This window comes from Parageobacillus galactosidasius (assembly GCF_002217735.1).
Taxonomy (GTDB): Bacteria; Bacillota; Bacilli; order Bacillales; family Anoxybacillaceae; genus Parageobacillus_B; species Parageobacillus_B toebii.
In genome coordinates this window covers 593,445-616,688 of record NZ_NDYL01000001.1, presented here as the reverse complement: position 1 = coordinate 616,688, position 23,244 = coordinate 593,445, and the positions used below count along the sequence as shown (strand labels likewise).

Sequence of the window (23,244 nt, the reverse complement as noted above, 5' to 3'; positions counted from 1 at the left end):
TCCCCACCTCTAAGCTGATGAGCTTTCGGTTATGATTGCAGGACGATCTTTTCGTTCTCCTGTTTTCTCGATGTCTGGAACTGGAAAATCATCCCCAAATTGCTTTTGTAACGTTTTGCATGCTTCTACGGGATCTACTTCACTTTTAGCTTCCTGCAATGCGATAAGTAATTTTTCTAATTTTTGTTTAAAATCTTCCATTTGTTTATTTGTCATTTTTTCAAATAAATCTGTATACGGAGAGACAGGAAGATTCACTATTAAACGTGACACCCATTTTTCCTCTTCTTCAGAATATACCCATTTAAATGCATTGATCAGAGCTTGTACAAAATCTGTTACAGCCTGTAAATCATCGGGGTAACTTGTGTTGGTAAAGGCATCATAGGTATATTTAGGAGAGAAATAATCCAATGCAGCAACAGTTAAGCCAATACCTGACGGTTTTTTATCTACATTATTGAACTTTATATCCTTCCACCTTTTTAAATAACGGATTACCCTCCTAAATTGCGCCCGATCATTCTCATCGTTCAGATGGTTTTGGATCCGGTTGATTAGCTCTTTTGGATTCGATTCTTCCCAATATTTATTCTCTTCACTGCTATATTTTTTCCCTCTTGCTAAATATACTTTTTTATCAGGATTATCAGCGGCATAAACTGTTAGATCCACATGATAGGCTGGTTCTCCGTCTTCTTTATACGTAACGGTTACACATGGATGTTTGATCCTAACATCATGAGTATGATCCTTCAAAGCATCATACACCCATTGTTTAGGGACCAATGGATCTGGATAATCTTCCTTAGACATATTAAACCACAATCCTACATCGATATCGTACTGCCCGCCGTCCAAAGGTTTGATTCCTGTGAACATGGCATAACTCCCCTGATTAAACGTGGAAAAACTCGGCGCATCTTCCGGCATGTTTTTCTTCAATTTATCTATGAGAATATCCCTTTTTTCGCGTAAGGTATCATTATCTTCGTATTCCAATTTAATTTTTTCGTGGAATTCTTCAAAATATTTTTGAATATTAGCCATAAAAGCACACCTCCTAGGTATATGGAAATAAGGAATGTCATTGGAAAAAGTAAAGAACTTTTTCATAAATGTAAATTCCTCAATTGAAGAAAACCAAATTCTTAATTTACTCTCCTTATCACCATAAATAATGCTTAATCTCTTTATAATATTTTATATAAATAACAATTTTTTTAAAAGTCTTACTTATATTTTTAACACCATTAGTATGTATAATTTCGTATTATTTAAGATAAGTAGTTTATATCATCTTTGACATTGGATCAATAAGATATAACAGTGATACTTAATATAACAGCGATACTTAACAAACCTAGTTACCAAGTTTCCAAATCTCCTCTACCCAAATAACTGAAAACTTTTTTAAAAAGGAATTACTTTTAGGAAGCTTTTATAAGATTTCATCATAATTAACTTAGTAAATTTTACCGTATAACTCTTTAATCACAACATGTCGTTTAGTTCCTAGTTTAGAATAACTTGGTATTAAAGTAGGAGGATCTATATTTTTACAAAATGCTTATACTCTGTTTGGACAAGCCATTAGTATCTTAATATTACAAACATAAATTTACTAGAGTAAACACGTCATTACCGAACTCCTTTACTTCTATTACTATCCCGTCACCGAACTTCCAATTACGAACGTGAATTCACGGAATTATGAAGGTTTCCAAATCCCTTGATACCAAAGGGGACAAGCCTTCTTTTTGTCCAACTTAGTTCGGTAATGAGATAGTTGAGGGATCCCTTAACTACCTCCTCACCGAACTAAAAATCCTTTGGCTTTCTCTGGTACTACCACAAAGCCGAACCACTATGCTTGTCTATTACGAACTAACTAATCTACTCTTTGATCAAGGTAAATTTACAGTCATAAGATTAACGATGTGACTTTACTTCGATAACTTTAGCGACAAAATAATAAACAAAGAGTTTCCAACGAAATTAACGGGTTCACTTCATGAAGAGAAAATGTGAAAAAATACAGCAAATACAAAGTAATTAGCACAAATAACAATATAAATCGCAAAGAAAGACGCTCGGAACAAAAATCCGAGCGTTTTTAGCATTCACATGCTGTTTTCTGTTAACAAACAATATTTCTTTATCTTATATGATTCGAATAAGGGTCATACAATCCGGTTAATAACAAAACGCTTACTACAATGATCAATAAACCTGCAATTATTAGCCATGTACCAAAAATTCTTTTTTGTTTCTTTATGATAATTCCGATGATGAAAGTTATAATGGAAATGGGTAATAAGATTAATCCTGCGCCAATATTCATTGTTTTCCCCTCTCTGTTTAAACTGATCCGTAACCAGCCATAAAGAGAGCTTCGCAACAGATTATGGAAGTTAACTTGTTCTTCTATGAGAATGGAAGAATCATGTGAAGAAGTCTTACCTCAATTCAATGTTCTTAAACCAATATTCCAACGCGTCCATTGGTTCTTCTCTTGCGTGTACATAGTATAGTTTCACATCACTTGGTTTTACATTGTCAGGGAGAACAAATGAAAATTGAAATTGTTTATCTGTTTGTATATCAAAAATTTGTGGTTCCCAATTTGAATGAGGCTGTTTTTCCAGCCAATTTTTTAAATCTTCTTTTAGGGATTTTACATCCATTTCTTCATAATCTTTGTATCTTTCTCTTTTAACGATTGATATTTTCTCATTGTCTGGGACATAAAACACAAGAAAATCGGAAGGGAATCGGTACAAATCCAAACGATCTTTCCATTTCCCTTTCACCATGTAGGTTCCATCTTTTTTATAAACGGACAGCTGCAAAGAATCTGGAGTGGTGTGGTACCGTGAGTGATAAGTAACATAACCAACACAAGCCGAAAAAATGGCGAATAAAAAACCAAATGAGATAAACGATAATGTTCGATGTGTTTTCCAAAGACGATATCCCGCTATGATACACCCTATAACAATAATGATGGAAATAAGGATCATTCGTTTCACTCCTTAAAACTTATTTGTAAATACATTTTACCATGATTATCAGAATTTTCCTTTATGGTATATTTATTTTTCTATAACAACCCTCTTTTAGAATAACCTTCAAAAAAATCATCCTATCGTTATAACGGGATGATTTATCTTAAGCAAATAATACCTATTACCAAAATTTAACATATAAATTAGCAATGATTTTAACACATCAATTTTTTCAATGACAATCATGATTATCATGTTGTTCATTCGTATGCGAATTGATTTGCGATTTTATACACCAAAACAGCAAAAATGTTTAATATCAACGAAAATAAAAAGACCAATTCCTATTGCGAATTGGTCTCAGCTTGTCGACAAAGTCGACAAGCTTTTTTATTATGAAGGTAAGACGAGGGAGAAATGGAGGAAAGGAACGATGCTTCGGCCACACCAAGAAGATGGGCGCTATACCGAAACCACGGTGAAACTGGATGATCTGGTTCCAGAGGATCACTTGGTAAGAAAGCTGGATGCGGCCATTGATTTTTCTTTTATCTATGATGTGGTGAAAGATCTCTACTCTCCTGATCATGGACGTCCGAGCATTGATCCAGTGATGTTGTTTAAAATGTATTTGATTCAGTATGTATTTGGGATTCGCTCCATGCGTGAAACCGTCGAACAAATCCGAACCAACGTCGCCTACCGTTGGTTTTTAGGACTTAGTCTTCATGATCCCGTTCCTCATCACTCGACGCCAAGTAAAAACTATGCGCGTCGTTTCGCTGGAACGGATGTATTCCATCAAATTTTTTCACGGATTTTAAAAGAAGCCTTTGAACACGGATTGGTAGATTCGAGTGTCTTGTACGTAGACTCCACACATGTCAAAGCAAGCGCCAATAAAAAGAAGTTTACAACGGAAATGGCAGAAGTCGAAGCCAAAGCCTACCAACAGGAACTCGAAAAAGAAATCGAACGGGATCGGATCGCTCATGGAAAATCGCCGTTGCCATCTGAGAAAAAAAAAAACGGGAAGTAAAAGTAAGCAAAACGGATCCGGAGAGCGGACTGTTGGTGAAAAATGAACGGGAGCGAGTGTTTGCCTATTCGTATCATACAGCTTGTGATCGCAACGGATGGATTCTACAGACCTACGTGACGGCAGCCAACGTCCATGACAGTCAAGCGTTTTTTGTGCTGTTCGAACGAGTGAAACGGGAAATCCAATCATGTCCGGAAGCCGTGTGTGTAGACGCAGGATATAAAACTCCTGCCATTGCCAAGTATTTACTCGAACAAGGGGTAAAGCCGATTTGGCCGTACACTCGCCCGAAAACAAAAGATGGATTCTTTCGGAAATCAGATTTTGTGTATGACGAATATTTTGATTGTTATCTATGCCCCAATGATCAAGTTCTATCTTACTCTACTACGAATCGGGAAGGGTACCGGGAATACAAATCGGACCCGGCGGTGTGCCGAAGCTGTCCGTATCTTCATCAGTGCACGCAAAGCAAGAGCTACACCAAAGTAGTCACTCGCCACGTATGGCAGGACTACTATGAAGAAGCAGAGCATTTGCGGTATGTTCCGGAATACCGGGAACTCTATGCCCTCCGAAAAGAGACGATTGAACGGGATTTCGCCGATATGAAAGAGAAGCATGGTCTGCGCTGGACGCATTACCGGGGATTGGAAAAAAATGAGGCGCAGGCGATGCTTGTTTGTGCTGCCATGAATTTAAAAAAACTGGCGAATTACCTATGGAAGGCGAAGCACCGCCCTTTCTTTTCCTTTGCATGGCTTCCCATCCTACCCACTTTTTTTGAAAACATAGTCTATTTATGGAACAAAATGGGTTTCAGACGAATGTCTGAAACCCATTTTGTCAACAGTCTGAGACCAATTCCTATTGCGAATTGGTCTTCTAATTGGTTTGTTATTTTGGATTTTCTCTCCCGCAAGTGAGCACGTTACAACGGAATCCCCTTGTTTAAAGATTTAAAATCCCAATTGAATCGTACCGCGTTCATTTAAATCAACCCTTGCGATATAGTTAAATTGATAATCCTGATCCACCTCGATTTTCTGAAACAACAACAGTATTAAGCGGCGAAACTCTGTTTGATTAAAATTATACTCGAATGAAAATAACCCCGTTATCTTATCTTTCCAATTTTCGAAATCAGCGTATGTCTTTTCCATTGTATTTATTTCTTTTTGTTTCTTTTCAATTTCTTTTTCCAATTCCGTCATTCTATTTCGAATGCTGATTCGATACTGAACCAACGCTCTCTGCAATTCAGTCGGCTCATTATTTTCCTCCATCAGTTGTTTTTGCTTTGCATCAACCAAATTTAATTGTTCATGGAATTTTTGAAGTTCCTTTTCGTAATTGCTAATCGTGTTTTTTATTTTCGCAATATCCTTCTCCATTCTTGTTAAAACTTCATTCCGATGAACATCTTCTTTTTTATAGGCAAAATTTTTATAATGTAATCCCGCAAGAATATCTTGGACTAAAAATTCATCAATTTCTTTCTCACTCCATTTATATTTGCAGTTTGGACATATATATTTTCTGTCTCCATATCTTGTTCCATCTTTTCTCTTCTTTCCTGACATATAATTTTTCCCTTTTAACGGTACGTTACAAGTCTTACAAAACAGAACGTCCCGAAATAAAAAACAAGTCGTAAATTTTTTGGAGTCGTATAGCCCTTCTTTTTTACGTTCATACAAATCCATACACAAGTTCCATATCTCTTCCGTTATGGCAGGGGGGATTTTTTCACACTTTCCCATCACCCATTCTTTTCTCGGGCGCAATGAATTTCCCGATCCTGTTTTTATCCGCTGACTGGTTGTAAATCCAGCGTAAAACGGATTCGTAATAATCGATTTTATCTTTTCTTTAATCCACCGATCTTCGGGATATTGTTTATCCATCTGCTTGGCTATGCTTTCAAACCCATATCCCTTGATATACAAGCGAAAAATTTGCTTTACCTTTTCAATTTCTAAAGCATTTTGAACAATTTTCTTTTCTCCATCTTCTGCATCCTCGTAACGGTAGCCGTATGGTAGTGTACCGCCAAGCCATTTGCCCATTTTGGTGTGTGCAATATAATAATCCCGGGTACGAATACTGTTATTTTCTGATTCGAATGAACTCATGCCCATCTCAACGACTAATGTTTGTATGTCATCCGTTGTGTAAAGCATTCGAGAATGAGTGAGTATAATGGGGACATTCAGCTGGCGAAACTCACTCCATATTTTTAAATGTTGATCAATCCGTCTTGCTAAACGATCTCCTTTATAAACTAAAACGCAATCAAAATGCCCCTTTTTTGCATCCTCTCTCATAAGATTCAAATTTTTACGTTTATCCATTGTTTTTTTAAATGCAGAAATGCTTTCATCTAAATATTCACGAACAATTTCGATTCCGTACTCCTTAGCAAATTCCTGGCATACTGCTCTTTGCGTTTTAATATCCTGATCTTCACTTGAATAACGTCCATAAAACGCAGCTTTAAGCCCCGGCTTTTTCAAAAATTCCTGTAGATTCAAATTTCCACCTCACTAATCTCTAAAAATGGATGCTTAAAAACAATTTTTATCACTTGTGCGTCAGCAAGGATTTCACGAATTAAGTCTTTTAGTAGCACCTGTTTTTCAGTAAAATTCAGTTTTTCAAATACTTCTTTTCGTAATTGCATTTTTAACGTATTTGAATCCTCATCTACTTTTTGATACTGAATTTTTTGCAGTTCAGCCTCTAGCTTCCTGTTTTTGCATTCGTTAATTTGTTGCTGCAACATGATAATGGTTTCTTCCTTCTTTTTTGTCTCTTGCACAAGATATCTATTGGTTTCCCGAATCAGTTTGTCTTCCAGTGACTTTAATTCACGATCAAGTTCTTTTATCAGAAGATTTAATTGTTGAATGTTTCTTTTTGCATATCTTGTATATAAATCCTTGAAATTTGATTTTAACAATACATTAAAAAATTCCATCGTTTTTAAAATCACTTTATTTTCGACATCGATTTGTTCGATGATTTCTTTGTGCTCTTTACATTCGTACGTTGCATACGGAGCACCATGTTTTTGCCGCACTTTCTCCACTAAAGGGGAACCGCACTTGTTACAAAAAATGAATCCTGTTAGAAGGTAATCAAACTTTTTTGACTTTGCTTTTGGAGTTTTGGATTTTTCCAATAGCTCCTTAGCTTTATCAAATTGTTCCGAAGTAATAATCGCTAAATCTTTTACAGAACGATGAGCTTTAATGCCACCAAAATTTTTAATCCGTAACCCCATGTACATCGGCTGCGTAAGAACTTCTTCAATTCTTTGGGCAGTCCAATCCTTCCCACGTCTTTTTATTCCTCGACTTTTAAGATATTTCCGCAATTCATTTGTATTTTTATATTTTTCTGTGAGCCATTCAGAAAAGATCGTTTTTACAATATGAAGTTCTTCCTCGATTCGAATAATTTGCGTCTTTTCCGGATCTGTCTTGTATCCATAAGGTAATTTTCCGATCGATTTTCCAGATTGAAAATTCGTTATTTTTGTATCCCTTATCCGTTCATTAATTTGTTGTCCCTCTCTTTGATTCATGACGCCAATGAATAATTCAAATAGTTCTCCCATTACGTCAAATCTCATCGGAGGTTCATTTTCTGCAACAAATGTCACCTGTATATTATGTTTTTTAAATAATTGATAAAGCTCCATATGTTCTTCTAGATTCCTTGCCAAACGATCACGTTTATAAACCAATATATGGTTAATCAATCCCTTCCGAATATCCGTTAGCATCCGCTGAAGTCCAGGACGTTCTTTCATTAACTTTTTCCTGGCTGAAACAAACTCGTCTTCGTACTCTTCATCGATCAAAATATGGTTCTTTAGTGCATATTCACGAATGTGTCGTTGTTGAGTTGTAACGGAGCCTTCTTGAAGAGAAGTTGAACTCCGATAATATGCCACTGTTCTCATCAAGTCACCTCCTTATCACTTCTTTCTAGGACAATTCCTATGAGAAAAAATTAACTTTTAGAATTTCTTCCGTTCAGTATGCTTTTCTTTACCATTTCCATGTAGAGTTCCATCCATTTATTTGCCGCTTCTGGATCGTGGACATATTGAATGGAAACTACTTGGCATTTTTTCTTTTTCATTTATTGCCATCCTTTCATACATCGATTGAAATTTAAAAAAGGAATCTTCATTCCATTCATTGAATTTAGTAAGGAAGAATTTCTTGTACACCTTTATCCATGAAGTTGACACCCAAAAAGAAAAGAACGTGGGAGGTACTTTTGATGCTTGAGCATATTGGTCAACGTATTCGTACATTACGAAAACAAAAAGGAATCAGTTTAAATGCCTTCGCTGAACGTTTAAATGTTTCTCCCGCTTATCTCAGCAACCTAGAAACGGGTAAAACAGACACCATTCAGCTTTCACTTCTCGAAAAACTTCAAGAAGAACTCTCACTCCTTCCTGTTGAAACAACGCATTCCAGTGATAGCGAATTCGATATTCGGATCCAGCATGTCATGCAACAACTAAAGGAATTAGAACAAAAGCACCCTGAAGTCGCCGACTACCTCCTTTCCACACTGGAGCGAGGAGTTCATTTGTTTTTGAATGAAAACTCCACTCGCTAATTTTATGATGAACAAATTTTGGTAATTTTATTCATCATAATAAACATACGTTTATAATTATGAATAAAATTAACAAAAAAGGAGAGCCTAACCATCGACCGGTTGGCTCTCTTTTTGTTGGAAGGCAACTTGAATCTGTTTTGCTTGTTCCTGACCGATTTCTTTATGCAATAGGTGATGAATCGCACTTCCCTTAAACTTCTGTTCCCATGCAACCATTTTTTCTTGGATCATTTGAGCAACGGGGTGGCTATGAAGATCGTGGATGTCGTCAAATGAAAATTTTCCTAAACTGCTATTTACGGAAAAGCGAACTTTCACATCTTCCATCGGTATTCCCCCTTTGCTCATACATATGCAGAAAATGAGGTGGGACAACCCTGCAAATCGGTCAAACTCATTGTTTGGTTCACCCAAACATATATATGGGATATGGGACAAACAGAGTTGGAGGCAATCTGTATGAAAGACACTTTTCAAGAAAGATCGATTGCTTTATATTGCCGCGTTTCTACGGACGAACAAGCTCGGGAAGGGGTTTCGCTCGATGAACAACAAGAACGGTTAAAAGCTTACTGCCGGGCAATGGGTTGGAATGAGGAACCACTACTTTTTATAGATGACGGTTATTCTGCTAAAAATCTTAATCGTCCGGAGTTAAACCGTTTATTACAGGAAGTAAAAAAAGGTACGATTTCAAAAATATTAGTCACGAAATTGGACCGCTTGAGCAGGCGATTATTGGATCTTTTGAAATTAATTGATACGTTCCAAGAATATAACGTTTCATTTATTTCAATTAGTGAATCGTTTGACACCAATACTCCGTCCGGACGTCTTACACTTCAAGTCCTGGGTGCGGTTGCCGAGTTTGAACGGGAACGAATTCGGGAACGTGTTTTTGAAAACATGCTGCACGCAGCCAGACAAGGAAAATGGTTAACACAAAGCCCTTATGGCTATCGACTACAGAATAAAGAATTAGTTATTTATGAACCGGAAGCACAAATCGTTCGAAACGTTTATGATTGGTACCTTAATAAAGGGCTCGGTTACTATGCGATTGCTAAAAAGCTAAATGAAGAAGGAATACCTTCTCGTCAGAAAAAAGAATGGTCGATTCGTGCTATTAAACTAATGCTTACCAATCCCGTATATAAAGGAACCCTGGTTTGGAACCGCATGGATTCCAGCAAATCGAAGCGGGTAAAAAAAGATGACACTGATTGGGTTGTCCTTGAAGATGCTTGTCCAGCTATTATTGATCAAGCTACATGGGAACAAGTACAAAAAAGAGTAAATAAAAAACAAATGGCACCTCGAGCACAAACAAGTCCCCATTTGCTTGGTGGACTATTAAAATGCGGCAGATGTGGTTCAGGAATGAGCATTGGTTGGTCAGGTTCAGCAAAAAATCGCTATCGCGTTTATCGTTGTTCTGCTAACAAAAACAAAGGAACGTGTACAAGCAAACAGTACCGAGCTGACGATGTGGAATCATGGTTTAAACATGGATTATTAAAGTTAGCTGATTCAATTAACTCTCAAATGATTCCTCATCTTATTCAAAGGGCTGCTGAAAACGAAGAGAGTACAATCGAGCAAAAAATTCGAGCTGCCAAAAATCGTTATAAACGAAAAGTGGAAGCATACACGGCAGGACTCATTGAATTAGAGGATTTAAATGAAGAAAAAAAGCGGATGGAACAAATCATTGCAGAAGCTCAAAAAGCGGAAAATGCTTCCTCAGTGGATGTAAAAAAGCTTGAGGCAATGGTGAAAGAAAAAATAAACAATGTGATCGATGCAATCGATGTTTTACCAGTCCCCGAAGCAAAATCATTAATTAAAACGATTGTTGAAAAAGTGATTTTACTTGATGAAAAGGATATTGAAATCGTATTAAACATTCAGTAAATGGAGTTGACAGCATGAAACCGATCACCTTACGCCAATTGCTCGATACTAATCAATTTCAGAATCTGCTTCATCTAAAAAAAGAACTGATCTCTTACAAAAATTCGGGTGTCATTTTTTATAAAGAAGTAATGAGTTCGCTTGAAATCGACACGCCATTTGAGTTGTATTTTGTGTTGTCAAAAGGAGGAATTGAATACGAAAACGCATTCCCAATACCAATCGACCTTTACAGAGAGTATTTAACATATAACCGTCCTCTGGAGTACCTTTTGCGCTTTTACCAAGAATACTACGGAACAAAAAACATCCCATCCGACCGATTTTTTCAAACATTAAACATTTTTCAAGCCAAAAGATATGCTTGGTTTTACAAATGACACCAACGAGAGGACGGTAAGTATGGATTGGGTACCGTTTGATACACCACTAGAAAAACATCCAAATAAAGCTTTGATCACCTATATGGCAAGACAGTTTGATATCGAACCGGTACTGATGCACCACTTGTTTATTCACGGCATCGACAATTGCGAAAAAGCATCACGATTCTTATTTCCGACTATAGATGATTTTCATGATCCATTTCTCATGAATGACATGAAAAAAGCGATTATACGCATTATTAAATCTTTGATACAAAAAGAAAAAATTCTGATTTATGGTGATTATGATGTAGATGGAATGACAGCAACGGCTATCCTGTACAAAGCTTTAAAGAAATTTAAAGCAGATGTCCAGTATCGATTGCCACTTCGTAGCGAAGGTTACGGTTTGTCACCGAAAGCAATGGAAAAAGTTCCGGAAGATGTCTCTTTAATTATTACAGTAGACAATGGATCAAGTGCCCATCCTGCAATGGAAGTGGCAAAAAGAAAAGGAATGGATGTCATTGTTACGGATCATCACGAAGTTTTAGGTCCGCATCCGGATTGTCATGCATTTATTAATCCAAAGCGGCATGACAACACCTATCCGTTTCCGCATCTATCCGGTGCAGGAGTCGCTTTAAAAGTCGTACAGGCACTGTTTATGGCAGGAAAAATTGCTTGGGATAAACATGTTTACGAATTTATTGAGTTTGCGACGTTAGGTACGATTGCGGATTTAATGCCTCTTAAAGGAGAAAATCGTATTATTTGTAAACTTGGATTGCAGAAAATGAACTATACACCAACCCCTGTATTAAAAAAACTCTTTGAGATGTTACGAATTAAATATGTCGATAGTTCCACCATTAGCTTTCAAATTGGACCCATTTTTAACTCGTCCGGACGAATTGGAGATCCAAACGAAGCTGTCGATATCCTAGTCAACCCTTTATGTGCAAAAGCCGATCTTTATTCATTAATTACTTTAAATAAAAAGCGGCAACAAATGACAAAAGAACAATTCCAACGTATTGAGGAACAAATTATTCAAAACCAATGGTACAAACAAAATGTTATTGTCGTTTGCGATGATTTTCACAGCGGAATTATCGGTCTCATTGCCGCAAAAATAGCAAATAAATTCAAAAAGCCAGCGATTGTGATTTCCTTGACAGGAGCCGGTTCTGCCAGAAGTGTAAATGCGACGGATTTTTCCATCATTAATGTGATTAAGAAATGCTCCCATTTCTTAACCAAATACGGTGGTCATCGAGCCGCTGCTGGTTTTTCGATTAAACCCGATTTCGATCATATCCATGCTTTTAAAGAAGCGATTCAACTAGCAGCCTTAGACGAACCGCCACTAAATCCAAAATTAAAATATATTAGTACAATTCCCTTACATCAGTTCCCTATGCATCTTTTTGCTGACTTAAGAGTTTTAGAACCATTCGGAATGTCATTTCCAAAGCCGTTGTTTTATTGCTCACCGCTGGCAATCAAGCAATTCCAAGTATTCGGGAAAAACAAGGAACATTTAAAATTAACAACAAATGATAAAGAAGCCATTGCCTTCTTTAAAGGAGCAATGGCAAACAAACTCCAACAACAATCGTTAGCTGAATTTCTTTACACTCCTAACTGTCCGATGAAAAAAGATTTTTTAATTCATGATCTTCGTTTCATACAATAACAAAAGAGCCTTGGAAAAAGTTAAATACAATTAACAAAATATATTGTTTTTTGCAGAGGAGGACATAACCCACAACGAGGGGCTGTACATTGACAGAATGGTATATGGAAATGGCACAATTGTATTTGGATCTAATTTTAGTGGCAGATTTATTTTGGTTCGCTATGAATCCAAGAATAATCTGCCACTTTTTTATATACAAAGTGATTACATAAATCTAAAAGTCATGATCAATCTATACCTACAACTGGACTGCGGCGCTCAAGCAATACCACATCACGCCATACCCCATTTAACTTTCCTATACGTTGTCGTATGCCGACTTCACGAAATCCAACACTTTGATGTAAACGTAAACTTGGTATGTTTTCCGGGAAAATCCCTGCTGTTAATGTCCAAAATCCTTTTGCCTCGGATTCTTTGATCATAACTTGTAGAAGTTTTTTTCCCACTCCTTTTCCTCGACTCACATCTCGAACATACACACTCACCTCTCCCACCCCTTCATACACGCAGCGATCCGATACTTTACTTATCTTACACCAGCCTTGAATGCCTTCTTCGTTTTCAGCGACCAAACATAAATTTGCGGCAATGGTCGATTTCCATTTTTCAAACGATGGTGCTGTCGTTTCAAACGTTGCTTGTCCTGTCGCAATTCCTTGCTCGTAAATTTCCTTCACTTGCACCCAATCCTCTTTGCGAAAGCTACGAATGTTCATATGAAAAATCCCTCCTTATTTTATTTGCAAATTACAACTATATGTTTAACAAACAGGCAAGCCTAGATATACTTGCCTCAAAATAACGGTTTACAACATACACTTGATTTTGCCATACACTCATTCAACAATTTAATCGAACGAATCACTGTTTCTTTCTCAAACTCCGTCATATGTGAAAACACTTCTTCTAGATATCGATTTATTTCTCGATCAATGGTTGTTGCGATAAACTTTCCCTCGGTGGTTAACGATAACGTGTATACCCTTCGATCTTCAGGGAGTGGCGTTTTTTTTACTAATCCCTTTTTCACTAAATTTTGAATCTGTCTACTGAACGTGGTAATATCCATTCCCAATACTTCAGCCACTTGTTGCATGGAGGGATATTCTCTTTTGTCAATTTCATAAAGAATATGGCTTTGAACGAGAGAAATATCTACATCATCAATCGAACAGCAATTTTTATTTAGCAATCCAAAACGACGTGTCATCACTTGAAACAACTCTCTAATGTTTTCCATTTTTTCACCTCTATAATTATTTATATCACATTATTTGCATATTGCAACTTTTTAATTTAGAAAATAGAATAAAATTTCACCAATTTTTATCATGATTTCCCCTCCTGTAAAATCAGCCGAGAAGATTCTTCTCGGCTGTCATTCAGTCTTATTCGCCTGTTTCAGCAAATTTTTTGATGCGCGCGCCGATTTCATCGCGAACACGACGGAATACAGCTAATTTTTCCTCCTCCGTTCCTTCCGCCTTTGCCGGATCATCAAATCCCCAATGAACACGTTTCACATTTGGTGGGGTTACTGGACAATGGTCCGCTGCATGACCACATAATGTTACTACCAAATCCGCTTTATTTAAAATTTCCGGATCAATGATATCCGATGTCTGGTTCGAAATATCAATTCCTACTTCTTTCATGACTTTTACCGCGTTTGGATTTAGTCCATGCGCTTCAATACCGGCGCTGTACACTTCCCACTCATCGCCAAGATATTTTTTTGCCCATCCTTCTGCCATTTGGCTGCGGCAAGAGTTACCTGTGCATAAGAAGTAAATGATCTTTTTGTTTTTCATGTTTCCTTCCACCTCTGTTGTTAGTATGATACTGATTCTGTTTTAAAGTATTTTCGTTGAAACCATAGTGCCACGTTGACTAACGCAATCATGACAGGCACTTCCACCAGTGGTCCAATAACAGCTGCAAATGCTGCACCAGAATGGATCCCAAACACGCCAACAGCTACGGCAATCGCTAACTCAAAGTTATTACTGCCGGCTGTAAAGGCAAGTGTTGTGGTTACAGGGTAGCTCGCTCCAAATTTCCTCCCTAAGAAGAAGGAAACGAAGAACATCAACACAAAGTAAATCAACAATGGAATGGCAACTCTCACTACATCCAACGGCAAGCTTACAATGACGTCTCCTTTTAAAGAGAACATGACGATAATCGTAAACAACAAAGAAATCAATGTAATCGGGCTGATTTTTGGAATAAATACTTTTTCATACCATTGTCTGTCCTTTGCTTTTACCAACAAAAAGCGCGTCAACATTCCGCCAAGAAACGGAATTCCTAAGTAAATGAACACCGACTTAGCGACTTCCATCATTGTAATATTAACGACAGCACCTTCTAGTCCTAACCATTCTGGAATGATCGTCACAAACACATACGCATAAACAGAGTAAAATAGCATTTGGAATACAGAGTTAAACGCCACCAATCCAGCTGCGTACTCCCTGTCTCCTTTCGCTAAATCATTCCAGACAATCACCATCGCAATACAACGTGCCAGACCGATCATGATGAGTCCGACCATGTATTCCGGTTTATCCGGTAAGAATATGATCGCCAACAAAAACATAAGAATCGGTCCAATAATCCAGTTTTGTACGAGCGATAACACTAATACTTTCACATCTTTAAAGACGCGCCCAATCTCCTCATAACGAACTTTTGCTAACGGAGGATACATCATTAAAATTAAGCCAATCGCAATTGGAATTGATGTGGTCCCTACCTGCAAACTGTTCATTCCGTCTACAAAGCCCGGAAAGACGAAACCTAAGCCAATTCCTGCTGCCATAGCAAGGAAAATCCAAAGCGTGAGGTATCGATCCAAAAACGATAGACGTTTTTTCCCCGTATTATTCATTTTTTCCCCCCTAATAATTTAAATTAGTAGGTTAACAACCACAACGGAGCGTAGGGTTGTTTTCCTCAATCTTACGAATATTCTCTGTTTGATCTGGAACGTGTTGCAGAATATCTTGGATAAAATCATATAACTCACTTCGTGAATTGAGGGAATAATAAATCCACTGTCCCCTCTTATCCTCTTTTACTAATCCTGCATCTTTTAACTTGCGAAGATGCTGACTAATCGCCGGCTGACTCATGTCAAACACTTCAAGAAGCTCACATACACAACACTCACGTTGTTTTAAAATTGCCATGATCGTTAAACGTGTTTTATCACCAAGTAACTTTAAAGCGTGTGAGGCTTTTTCTATTTCCACTACTGTTTTTGGCATGGGAACACCTCCTATTCTTGTATAATTATATAGCTATTTACTTATATATGAACGAAAATGAAATATGATACTCCTAAATGTCTTTATTTGCAATTTTGTTTATCTCACACTAAATAAATAATGTTACATCTTCATATCCACGACATGGATATGGTAGTATAACCATACTTACTCCTCCCTTTAATAAGCATATAATTACATACTTATATAAAACAAGAGAAAAAAACGATTTTAACATAATCTTTACAATTCAAACGAAAATGTGAAAGTCGGAAGTAAACTTGCCTTATCTCGTCTCCATTTGTTGTTATTCTTCAGAACGAGAGATTCTCCTCCTCGTCATAAATTTCTTTTATTTGTTTCGGTTCGTTTGTTAACTCCATTTCAAATCCTTATTTATTTGATAAGTAAAAAAGACTAACGACTCGAGTCGTTAGCTAACACTGTTCCGTCAACTGGATTCAGAGTTTGTTTTAATTTGGTTCGGATCGCGTTTTTGAGCATGGATCTTAAATTTTTATACTTCTTCTTAGTCAATGGACAACGATATTCTTCATCATCATAAATAACCTCATTTTTTAACTCTCCATCTTCATTGAAAAACAACGTATATATTTCGTTGATTAGTTCATTTTCTTGCTGCATGAAGTTTACTGTTCCACCTTCGTATTTATTGATCACTTCTTTAAAAATCTTTTTAAAATCTTCAGTAGACATAACTTTCTCTAATTTGCGTTCCATTGTTTTTGGTGTTTCATTACTACTTTCTTGTTGATTTTTCTTTATTAATTCTTGATACATCTCATCCATTTGCTCATATAAACCCATTAAAAAAGCATTTTCTTCTTCCAGTTTTTGAACTTTAACCGTTAATTCAGTGATTTGCTCGTAAACCAAGTTCAACTCATCCTGCATATTAATGAGTTGATTTTCTAATTGATTCTTCTCCTCCATGAGCTGTTTCATTAATTCTTCCTGGTAAGTGCTATCACCTTTAACTTCTTCAGAATCCAATTTATTATGCTTTTCACGATGGTCATTCGCCAACATTGAAAAAGAGTTTTCTACATACCATTCATAAACTCCCATTACTTCAGGCAAACCTGGTCTCTGTTCTTCAATAAACTCGAATAAATCATCGTGATGAATTCGCCAACCCTCCTTTCGGTTTGCCGAACGTTCTGCTTTAATCTTTCCTTCTCTGATCCAACGAGTAACCATTTGGATTGAGTCAGTAATGTAATATTCCTGAAGTATTTTTAGTGCTTGGTGAACATTATATACTTCCATCCCCTTCTCCCCCACTCGAAATTATTTAAAATAAAAATATGTTGGTAATGTTATACCTATGACATTACCTAAGTAATTTTAGGAAAATAAGAAATGCTTGGCTTTAAGCGCCAAGCATTTTTATTAAAATCCCATTTAATTAATTAAGATCTCTAAAATTTAGGTCATTTGTTTTGTTAGTTTTGACTGTTTTTAATCAGGGCTTTGTTAAATTTCAATGTTGATTTTTAAACCACACAAAAAGACCGAAATAAATTCGGTCTTTTTGTGTGTCTTCTTCAACTATTGCATTATTCTTTCACATTTAGCAATCGCATGCTGTTTAATGTTACGATTAATGTTGCTCCCATATCCGCAAATATCGCTAACCATAACGTTAACCAACCAGGTACAATTAACAATAACGCCAGCACCTTAATGCCCAAAGAGAAGGTAATGTTTTGCTTAATAATTGCTAAAGCCTTGCGGCTCAATTTAATCGTATATGGCAATTTACTTAAATCATCAGACATTAAAGCAATATCGGCTGTTTCAAGGGCTGTATCGGTTCCAGCACCACCCATTGCCACACCAACGGTTGAAGCTGCAAGAGCTGGTGCATCGTTCACACCATCTCCAACCATCGCAACACTTCGATACTTGTCGCGAAGCTCTTTGATGAAATTCAGTTTATCTTCTGGAAGTAAATCGGCTTTAATATCGGAAACACCGACTTGTTTTCCGATGGCTTCGGCTGTTCTTTGGTTATCTCCCGTCAGCATCACCGTTTTTTCAATACCGACTTGATGAAGTTTTCGAATAACCTCTTTGGATGATTCTCTTATTTCGTCTGCCACGGCAATTAACGCCAGAATTTCTTTTTCCGTTCCTAATGCCATGACCGTTTTCCCTTGTATTTGAAGGGTTGTAATTTGTTCTTTTATTTCTGATTGGATGCCATTTGGAAGAAGTTCTTCAAAAAGACCTGGACTTCCGACATAATACATTGCGTTATTTACTTTGGCTTTGACCCCTTTACCTGTAATGGATTGGAATTCTTCAACCGATACATCATTAAAATTCAATCCATCTTCTTCTGCTTTTCTTATAATGGCGGAAGCAAGTGGATGTTGTGAGCCTTTTTCAATGGCTGCTGTAACCTTTACCTGTAATGGATTGGAATTCTTCAACCGATACATCATTAAAATTCAATCCATCTTCTTCTGCTTTTCTTATAATGGCGGAAGCAAGTGGATGTTGTGAGCCTTTTTCAATGGCTGCTGTAATGGTCATTAGTTCATTTTCATTGCCATTATAAGTGACTACATCGGTGACGGAAGGAATACCTTTTGTTAATGTTCCTGTTTTATCAAAAGCAATCACTTTTAAGTTTCCTGCTTCCTCTAAATAAATACCACCTTTAATTAACACACCGTTTTTCGCTGCATTTCCAATGGCAGTTACAATCGAAACAGGCGTGGAAATAACCAACGCACACGGACAACCAACCACTAATACAGCTAGACCTCGATAAATCCATTCGCTCCAATCAGCACCCATAAATAATGGAGGAATAACGGCTAGTAAAAGAGCAAAAATGATAATGGCTGGTGTATAGTATTTGGCAAAACGATCTACAAACGCTTGAGAAGGTGCTCGTTCTGCTTGAGCTTCTTCCACTAAATGGATGATTTTCGAAAGAGTTGTATCTTCCACTCGTTTTGTAACTTTTACTTCCAATAACCCTTCTTCATTCAATGTTCCTGCAAAGACTTCATCACCGACTGTTTTGGTTACTGGAACACTTTCTCCCGTAATGGCAGCCTGATTTAGCGTAGATGTACCCTTGATGACGATTCCATCCATCGCTAATTTCTGACCAGGCTTTACGATCATAATATCTCCGACTTGAATATCGTCAACAGGGACCATCATTTCTTCATTTCCGCGACGAATTAATGCTTCTTTTGGAGCAATATCCATCAACGATTCAATGGATTGACGAGCTTTATCCATGGAATAACGCTCTAAGGCTTCGAATATCGTCAACAGGGACCATCATTTCTTCATTTCCGCGACGAATTAATGCTTCTTTTGGAGCAATATCCATCAACGATTCAATGGATTGACGAGCTTTATCCATGGAATAACGCTCTAAGGCTTCGCTAATGGCGAATAGAATAACAACCGTTGCACCTTCTCCCCATTCACCAATCGCTGCAGCTCCTAAAATCGCCACTGTCATCAGCGTATTCATATCAAAATTCAATCGAACTAGGTTTTTGAAACCTTTTATAAATAACGAATATCCACCGATTAAAATTGCTGCAGCATATCCAATTGTCGCAAAGATATGCTCTTCTCCGTATTGCTTCCCTAAAAACCAACTGATCACAAGCAAAACGGCGGAAATATACACTTTAATGTTCTCTTTTTGCTTCCAAAAAGGTTCACGCTTGACTGCTTTTTCTTTATCTTCCCGAACCTTTAAGTTTTCAAAAGCTCCTGCTTTTTCTAATTCTTCGATGGTTGTTGTACCCCAAACGGTAATTTTAGATGCTCCAAAGTTTACTTTAGCATCTTGAACACCTGGCAATGATTTTACATTATTTTCAAACTTTGCCGCACAGTTTGCACAAGTAAATCCTTGAACACGGTAGGTTTTCGCTTCTGATTTAGATAATTTTGCTTGTTGTTCAGACACGGACTTTCACCTCTTTATCATGTGCTAACGCAATCATGATTAACTGCTTAATATGGTCATCATCCAGCGAATAAAATGCTAGCTTTCCTTCTTTTCGATACTTTACAATCCCTTGTTTATAAAGAGTCCGTAAATGATGGGAAGTGGTTGCAACAGAAGCCCCAATGATATTGGCAATATCACATACACATAACTCTTCATCTTGGCAAAGTGAATAGGCAATTTTTGCCCTATTTTCATCTGCCAGTGCTTTAAACAACAGGACAACACTGGATATATCTTCTTTTTGCAATTCCCCTTGTATTCGATTGACTTTTTCTTCGTCATAACAATAAATTTCACATGTATCTTTCTTACTCATTCATTATCCCCCTTTCATATTCAAATTTCCGTTTGAATATATTATACCTCATTTCTTTTATTATTCAAACATTTATTTGAATGAAAAACAAAAAAGAATTGGATGTAAAAAATCAACCTAATATTTACCAGGCATTTCATTTAATTAGCTACATCAAAAAATTCTATTAGCTAAAAACAATAAACCTCATTATCCGCAAAAAGATAATGAGGTTTACTATTTCTTAACCAAAGAATGTTTGGAACAATAAATATGCGTTTAAGCTGATAATCACCATCGCTACCATCCAAGCAAGAACTTTCAACCATAATGGATTTGCGAACTCGCCCATTTTCTTTTTATCGCTAGTGAATTGAACGAGAGGCACTACCGCGAAAGAGAGCTGTAAAGAAAGAATAACTTGGCTCAAAATAAGTAATTGAGCCGTTCCGCTTTCGCCATAAAGAGCAGTTACAACAACGGCTGGGACAATGGCAATCAATCGAGTGATCAGCCTTCTTAACCAAGCAGGAAGGCGAATGTTTAGAAAACCTTCCATCACAATTTGACCAGCTAAGGTTCCTGTTAATGTGGAGTTTTGACCAGAAGCCAACAAAGCAACTCCAAATAAAATACTTCCAAGTGTTGTTCCAAGCAGTGGAGCAAGCAAGTGATAAGCATCTTCAATCTCCGCAACATCTTTCATTCCTGCTTTATGGAATGTAGCAGCAGAAACAATAAGGATAGATGCATTAATAAATAAAGCGAAAAAGAGTGCAATGGTTGAATCCCAAGTGGCATATTTGATCGCTTGTCGTTTACCCGAGCTGGTTTGTTCGTATTGACGTGTCTGCACAATGGAAGAATGCAGATAAAGATTATGAGGCATTACGGTTGCACCTAAAATACCGATTGCAATATAGAGCATGGATGGATTGTTAATAATCTCTGGGCTTGGAACAAATCCCTTCAATATGCCACCTACATCTGGCTTAGAAAGAAAGATTTCAGTCACAAAGCAAGCACCAATGGTTAGAATTAAAACAATTACCAACGTTTCAATATAACGAAACCCTTTATTCTGTAATAGCAATACGACCAGTACATCCAGAGCTGTAATAATCACTCCATATATTAACGGAATGCCAAACAACAATTTCAAAGCGATTGCCGAACCGATCACTTCGGCTAGATCACAAGCTGCGATTGCCAACTCGCATAAAACCCATAAGATCATTGCTACAGGCTTGCTGTAATGGTCGCGACAAGCTTGGGCTAAATCCCTTCCCGTTACAATTCCCAACTTGCCAGCCAATGCTTGAAGCAATATTGCCATTAAATTGGAAAGCAAAATAACGGAAAGCAACGTGTATCCGAACTGGGAACCTCCTGCGATATCAGTCGCCCAGTTTCCCGGGTCCATATACCCCACGGCAACTAAGTATCCTGGTCCAGCAAACGCAAGAAACTTTTTCATCCAAGAACCCGTTTTTGGTATACGCAAACTTCTATATACTTCGGGCAATGTTGGTTGTGTCCGTTTCTTTCTCCAACCTTCCTCAACGACTAACGGCAGTTTTTTATATTTTCACTCATGATGATCACCTCATGATTGGTTTTCGCTAAATATTTTGCATTAAGGAAACTTTTGGGGTAAAAAAATTTGCTCCTACAACTTAGAATTAGATATATGTAAGAGCAAAGAAAATGTTGCCTAAATAAATTGTACATCAGAAACTTTTTTAGTCAATGGAAACTTTTATCGTTTGTTAGTTTAAGATCGCTAAAATATTGAACAAGGTACTGACCTTGTTCAAACCATTTAATGATATTTGAAGCTTATGTTTGAATGAATACTCTCCCACTTACGCTAAGCTTAGAAGGGCTATAAAAAGTTCTAACCACAACATTGCAAGCACCTTCAATGGTTTAAAATATCATTTATCAAATACTCTGCATCGGCACCCACTCCTCCAATAAGAGCAGATCCCCTTCGATACTGCCACGGCAATCCCAAGAAGTACAATCCTTTCACAGAAGTTACCCCTCTTTGGTGAATGGGCTTTCCTCTATGGTCTAAAACATTCGGAATTTGAATCCAACTGTAATCAGAATAAAATCCAGTTGCCCAAATGACATTTTGAACTTGAATTTGACTGTTATCTGCAAAAGAAATAACATCTCCTAAAATACTTTCTGTTCTGGGTTTAATTTTAATTTTGCCTTCTTGTATTAAATGTTTCAGTTCTTTACCGAAAATAGGGTCACTTTGCTTACTGATAAACTGACCTAACGAGCTGTTGATATGGACATTTAATAAACCTAATTTTTTAAACCACCAGAAAATACTTTTACCCATTATTTCAAGTGGAAAGAACTTCATTTTATGACCTACAGATAAATAAACTTCTCTGTCTTCGGACAATTCAACAGCAATTTGTGCCCCTGAATTTCCCGCACCGACTACCAAAACAGAGCCTTCTTGTAATTGAGATGGATTCAAATAACGGGATGTATGCACTTGATACACTTTATCGGATAAGCTTTCTGCAAATGGTGGAATGTATGGCTTTTGGAAAGGACCCGTTGCTACAACCACTTTCTCTGCCACATAATTACCATTATTGGTTGTAACTTTAAAAATCTCATCTTCTTTTTGAAGGGAAATGACTTCTGTGTTCAGATGAATAGGTAATTCAAATTTTTGAGCATAATCCTCTAAATAATCGGCAATTTCATCCTTGGTTGGATATCCGTTCGGGTCACCCTTTAAAGCCATTCCTGGCAAAGAACTGAACCAGCGAGGAGTAAAAAGAACTAAGGAATCATATCGGTTTCTCCAAACATCTCCGATTCGATTTTCCTTGCCAACAATGGCAAACAATATATTATTTTGTTTCAGATAATATCCCATCGCTAGTCCTGCCTGACTAGCACCGATAACCAGAACATCAACGATGTGTTGCATTTTATCACCT

At 37.1% G+C, this 23,244-nt stretch carries 19 protein-coding genes and 4 pseudogenes; 5 read left to right on the top strand and 18 right to left on the bottom strand.

Annotated features, from left to right (window positions below):
* Positions 1 to 9 precede the first annotated feature (9 nt).
* Together B9L23_RS03335 and B9L23_RS19830 are read right to left on the bottom strand one after the other, a co-directional pair.
* Complete coding sequence (locus B9L23_RS03335; RefSeq protein ID WP_089096877.1) at positions 10 to 1,050, bottom strand: nucleotidyltransferase domain-containing protein; 1,041 nt, start codon at positions 1,048 to 1,050, stop codon at positions 10 to 12.
* 1,409 nt (positions 1,051 to 2,459) lie between these two features.
* A complete protein-coding gene (locus B9L23_RS19830) occupies positions 2,460 to 2,816 on the bottom strand; it encodes a hypothetical protein (RefSeq protein WP_141103834.1) in 357 nt (118 codons plus the stop codon).
* Positions 2,817 to 3,441: 625 nt separating this feature from the next.
* Between B9L23_RS19830 and B9L23_RS03320 the strand changes: the two are divergent.
* Positions 3,442 to 4,976: pseudogene (locus B9L23_RS03320) on the top strand (IS1182 family transposase).
* Between the two features lie 33 nt (positions 4,977 to 5,009).
* Here the strand turns inward: B9L23_RS03320 and B9L23_RS03315 are convergent.
* The 3 genes from B9L23_RS03315 to B9L23_RS21330 are packed head-to-tail and all read right to left on the bottom strand — an operon-like array spanning position 5,010 to position 8,202.
* Positions 5,010 to 6,584, bottom strand: a complete 1,575-nt coding sequence (locus tag B9L23_RS03315) for a recombinase family protein (RefSeq protein WP_013877398.1) — start codon at positions 6,582 to 6,584, stop codon at positions 5,010 to 5,012.
* Entirely contained in the window at positions 6,581 to 8,020 is a 1,440-nt protein-coding gene (locus B9L23_RS03310) for a recombinase family protein (protein WP_013877399.1), read from the bottom strand. The genes B9L23_RS03315 and B9L23_RS03310 overlap by 4 nt, the downstream gene beginning before the upstream one ends.
* Positions 8,021 to 8,070: 50 nt before the next feature.
* A complete protein-coding gene (locus B9L23_RS21330; protein ID WP_013877400.1) occupies positions 8,071 to 8,202 on the bottom strand; it encodes a hypothetical protein in 132 nt (43 codons plus the stop codon).
* Positions 8,203 to 8,346: 144 nt separating this feature from the next.
* Between B9L23_RS21330 and B9L23_RS03305 the strand changes: the two genes are divergently transcribed.
* Positions 8,347 to 8,694 (top strand): helix-turn-helix domain-containing protein, encoded by a 348-nt coding sequence (locus B9L23_RS03305; protein ID WP_013877401.1) that lies wholly within the window; start codon positions 8,347 to 8,349, stop codon positions 8,692 to 8,694.
* Between the two features lie 87 nt (positions 8,695 to 8,781).
* On the opposite strand, the gene B9L23_RS03300 is transcribed toward B9L23_RS03305, so the two are convergent.
* Positions 8,782 to 9,024 (bottom strand): hypothetical protein, encoded by a 243-nt coding sequence (locus B9L23_RS03300; protein ID WP_025038995.1) that lies wholly within the window; start codon positions 9,022 to 9,024, stop codon positions 8,782 to 8,784.
* A gap of 132 nt (positions 9,025 to 9,156) precedes the next feature.
* Between B9L23_RS03300 and B9L23_RS03295 the strand changes: the two genes are divergently transcribed.
* The 3 genes from B9L23_RS03295 to recJ are packed head-to-tail and all read left to right on the top strand — an operon-like array spanning position 9,157 to position 12,675.
* Complete coding sequence (locus B9L23_RS03295; RefSeq protein ID WP_089096876.1) at positions 9,157 to 10,611, top strand: recombinase family protein; 1,455 nt, start codon at positions 9,157 to 9,159, stop codon at positions 10,609 to 10,611.
* A gap of 14 nt (positions 10,612 to 10,625) precedes the next feature.
* Positions 10,626 to 10,991: a hypothetical protein gene (locus tag B9L23_RS03290; RefSeq protein WP_089096875.1), complete on the top strand. Its 366-nt coding sequence runs from the start codon at positions 10,626 to 10,628 to the stop codon at positions 10,989 to 10,991.
* A gap of 22 nt (positions 10,992 to 11,013) precedes the next feature.
* Positions 11,014 to 12,675, top strand: coding sequence for a single-stranded-DNA-specific exonuclease RecJ (gene recJ, locus B9L23_RS03285; protein ID WP_089096874.1), 1,662 nt, complete (start codon positions 11,014 to 11,016; stop codon positions 12,673 to 12,675).
* A 230-nt stretch (positions 12,676 to 12,905) separates the two neighbouring features.
* Here the strand turns inward: recJ and B9L23_RS03280 are convergent, their stop codons facing one another.
* The 12 genes and pseudogenes from B9L23_RS03280 to B9L23_RS03225 form a co-directional block, all read right to left on the bottom strand.
* Complete coding sequence (locus B9L23_RS03280; protein WP_089096873.1) at positions 12,906 to 13,397, bottom strand: GNAT family N-acetyltransferase; 492 nt, start codon at positions 13,395 to 13,397, stop codon at positions 12,906 to 12,908.
* Between the two features lie 77 nt (positions 13,398 to 13,474).
* Positions 13,475 to 13,921: a MarR family winged helix-turn-helix transcriptional regulator gene (locus B9L23_RS03275; RefSeq protein ID WP_089096872.1), complete on the bottom strand. Its 447-nt coding sequence runs from the start codon at positions 13,919 to 13,921 to the stop codon at positions 13,475 to 13,477.
* Between the two features lie 148 nt (positions 13,922 to 14,069).
* Positions 14,070 to 14,492: an arsenate reductase (thioredoxin) gene (arsC, locus tag B9L23_RS03270; RefSeq protein WP_011230093.1), complete on the bottom strand. Its 423-nt coding sequence runs from the start codon at positions 14,490 to 14,492 to the stop codon at positions 14,070 to 14,072.
* A gap of 20 nt (positions 14,493 to 14,512) precedes the next feature.
* Positions 14,513 to 15,574 (bottom strand): ACR3 family arsenite efflux transporter, encoded by a 1,062-nt coding sequence (arsB, locus tag B9L23_RS03265; protein ID WP_089096871.1) that lies wholly within the window; start codon positions 15,572 to 15,574, stop codon positions 14,513 to 14,515.
* Between the two features lie 31 nt (positions 15,575 to 15,605).
* On the bottom strand, positions 15,606 to 15,953 hold the full coding sequence (locus tag B9L23_RS03260) for an ArsR/SmtB family transcription factor (RefSeq protein ID WP_089096870.1): 348 nt from the start codon (positions 15,951 to 15,953) through the stop codon (positions 15,606 to 15,608).
* 417 nt (positions 15,954 to 16,370) lie between these two features.
* Positions 16,371 to 17,243, bottom strand: a complete 873-nt coding sequence (locus B9L23_RS03255) for a helix-turn-helix domain-containing protein (RefSeq protein WP_089096869.1) — start codon at positions 17,241 to 17,243, stop codon at positions 16,371 to 16,373.
* A gap of 290 nt (positions 17,244 to 17,533) precedes the next feature.
* A pseudogene (locus B9L23_RS03250) lies at positions 17,534 to 18,379 on the bottom strand (HAD-IC family P-type ATPase); the annotation flags it as partial.
* 1 nt (position 18,380) lies between these two features.
* A pseudogene (locus tag B9L23_RS03245) lies at positions 18,381 to 19,259 on the bottom strand (heavy metal translocating P-type ATPase); the annotation flags it as partial.
* Positions 19,260 to 19,274: 15 nt separating this feature from the next.
* Positions 19,275 to 19,926 (bottom strand): annotated as a pseudogene (locus tag B9L23_RS03240) (cation transporter); the annotation flags it as partial.
* A complete protein-coding gene (locus tag B9L23_RS03235; protein ID WP_011230088.1) occupies positions 19,919 to 20,287 on the bottom strand; it encodes an ArsR/SmtB family transcription factor in 369 nt (122 codons plus the stop codon). The gene B9L23_RS03235 and the pseudogene B9L23_RS03240, both read right to left, overlap by 8 nt.
* Before the next feature lie 223 nt (positions 20,288 to 20,510).
* A complete protein-coding gene (locus B9L23_RS03230) occupies positions 20,511 to 21,842 on the bottom strand; it encodes an Nramp family divalent metal transporter (protein WP_089096867.1) in 1,332 nt (443 codons plus the stop codon).
* 345 nt (positions 21,843 to 22,187) lie between these two features.
* Positions 22,188 to 23,234, bottom strand: coding sequence for a flavin-containing monooxygenase (locus B9L23_RS03225; RefSeq protein WP_011230086.1), 1,047 nt, complete (start codon positions 23,232 to 23,234; stop codon positions 22,188 to 22,190).
* Between the last annotated feature and the right edge of the window lie 10 nt (positions 23,235 to 23,244).

Coding starts and splice junctions, on each gene's coding strand:
- B9L23_RS03335 (WP_089096877.1), bottom strand. CDS start 1,050: ATGGCTAATATTCAAAAATATTTTGAAGAATTCCACGAAAAAATTAAA.
- B9L23_RS19830 (WP_141103834.1), bottom strand. CDS start 2,816: ATGGTGAAAGGGAAATGGAAAGATCGTTTGGATTTGTACCGATTCCCT.
- B9L23_RS03310 (WP_013877399.1), bottom strand. CDS start 8,020: ATGAGAACAGTGGCATATTATCGGAGTTCAACTTCTCTTCAAGAAGGC.
- B9L23_RS21330 (WP_013877400.1), bottom strand. CDS start 8,202: ATGAAAAAGAAAAAATGCCAAGTAGTTTCCATTCAATATGTCCACGAT.
- B9L23_RS03305 (WP_013877401.1), top strand. CDS start 8,347: ATGCTTGAGCATATTGGTCAACGTATTCGTACATTACGAAAACAAAAA.
- B9L23_RS03300 (WP_025038995.1), bottom strand. CDS start 9,024: ATGGAAGATGTGAAAGTTCGCTTTTCCGTAAATAGCAGTTTAGGAAAA.
- B9L23_RS03295 (WP_089096876.1), top strand. CDS start 9,157: ATGAAAGACACTTTTCAAGAAAGATCGATTGCTTTATATTGCCGCGTT.
- B9L23_RS03290 (WP_089096875.1), top strand. CDS start 10,626: ATGAAACCGATCACCTTACGCCAATTGCTCGATACTAATCAATTTCAG.
- recJ (WP_089096874.1), top strand. CDS start 11,014: ATGGATTGGGTACCGTTTGATACACCACTAGAAAAACATCCAAATAAA.
- B9L23_RS03280 (WP_089096873.1), bottom strand. CDS start 13,397: ATGAACATTCGTAGCTTTCGCAAAGAGGATTGGGTGCAAGTGAAGGAA.
- B9L23_RS03275 (WP_089096872.1), bottom strand. CDS start 13,921: ATGGAAAACATTAGAGAGTTGTTTCAAGTGATGACACGTCGTTTTGGA.
- arsC (WP_011230093.1), bottom strand. CDS start 14,492: ATGAAAAACAAAAAGATCATTTACTTCTTATGCACAGGTAACTCTTGC.
- arsB (WP_089096871.1), bottom strand. CDS start 15,574: ATGAATAATACGGGGAAAAAACGTCTATCGTTTTTGGATCGATACCTC.
- B9L23_RS03260 (WP_089096870.1), bottom strand. CDS start 15,953: ATGCCAAAAACAGTAGTGGAAATAGAAAAAGCCTCACACGCTTTAAAG.
- B9L23_RS03255 (WP_089096869.1), bottom strand. CDS start 17,243: ATGGAAGTATATAATGTTCACCAAGCACTAAAAATACTTCAGGAATAT.
- B9L23_RS03235 (WP_011230088.1), bottom strand. CDS start 20,287: ATGAGTAAGAAAGATACATGTGAAATTTATTGTTATGACGAAGAAAAA.
- B9L23_RS03225 (WP_011230086.1), bottom strand. CDS start 23,234: ATGCAACACATCGTTGATGTTCTGGTTATCGGTGCTAGTCAGGCAGGA.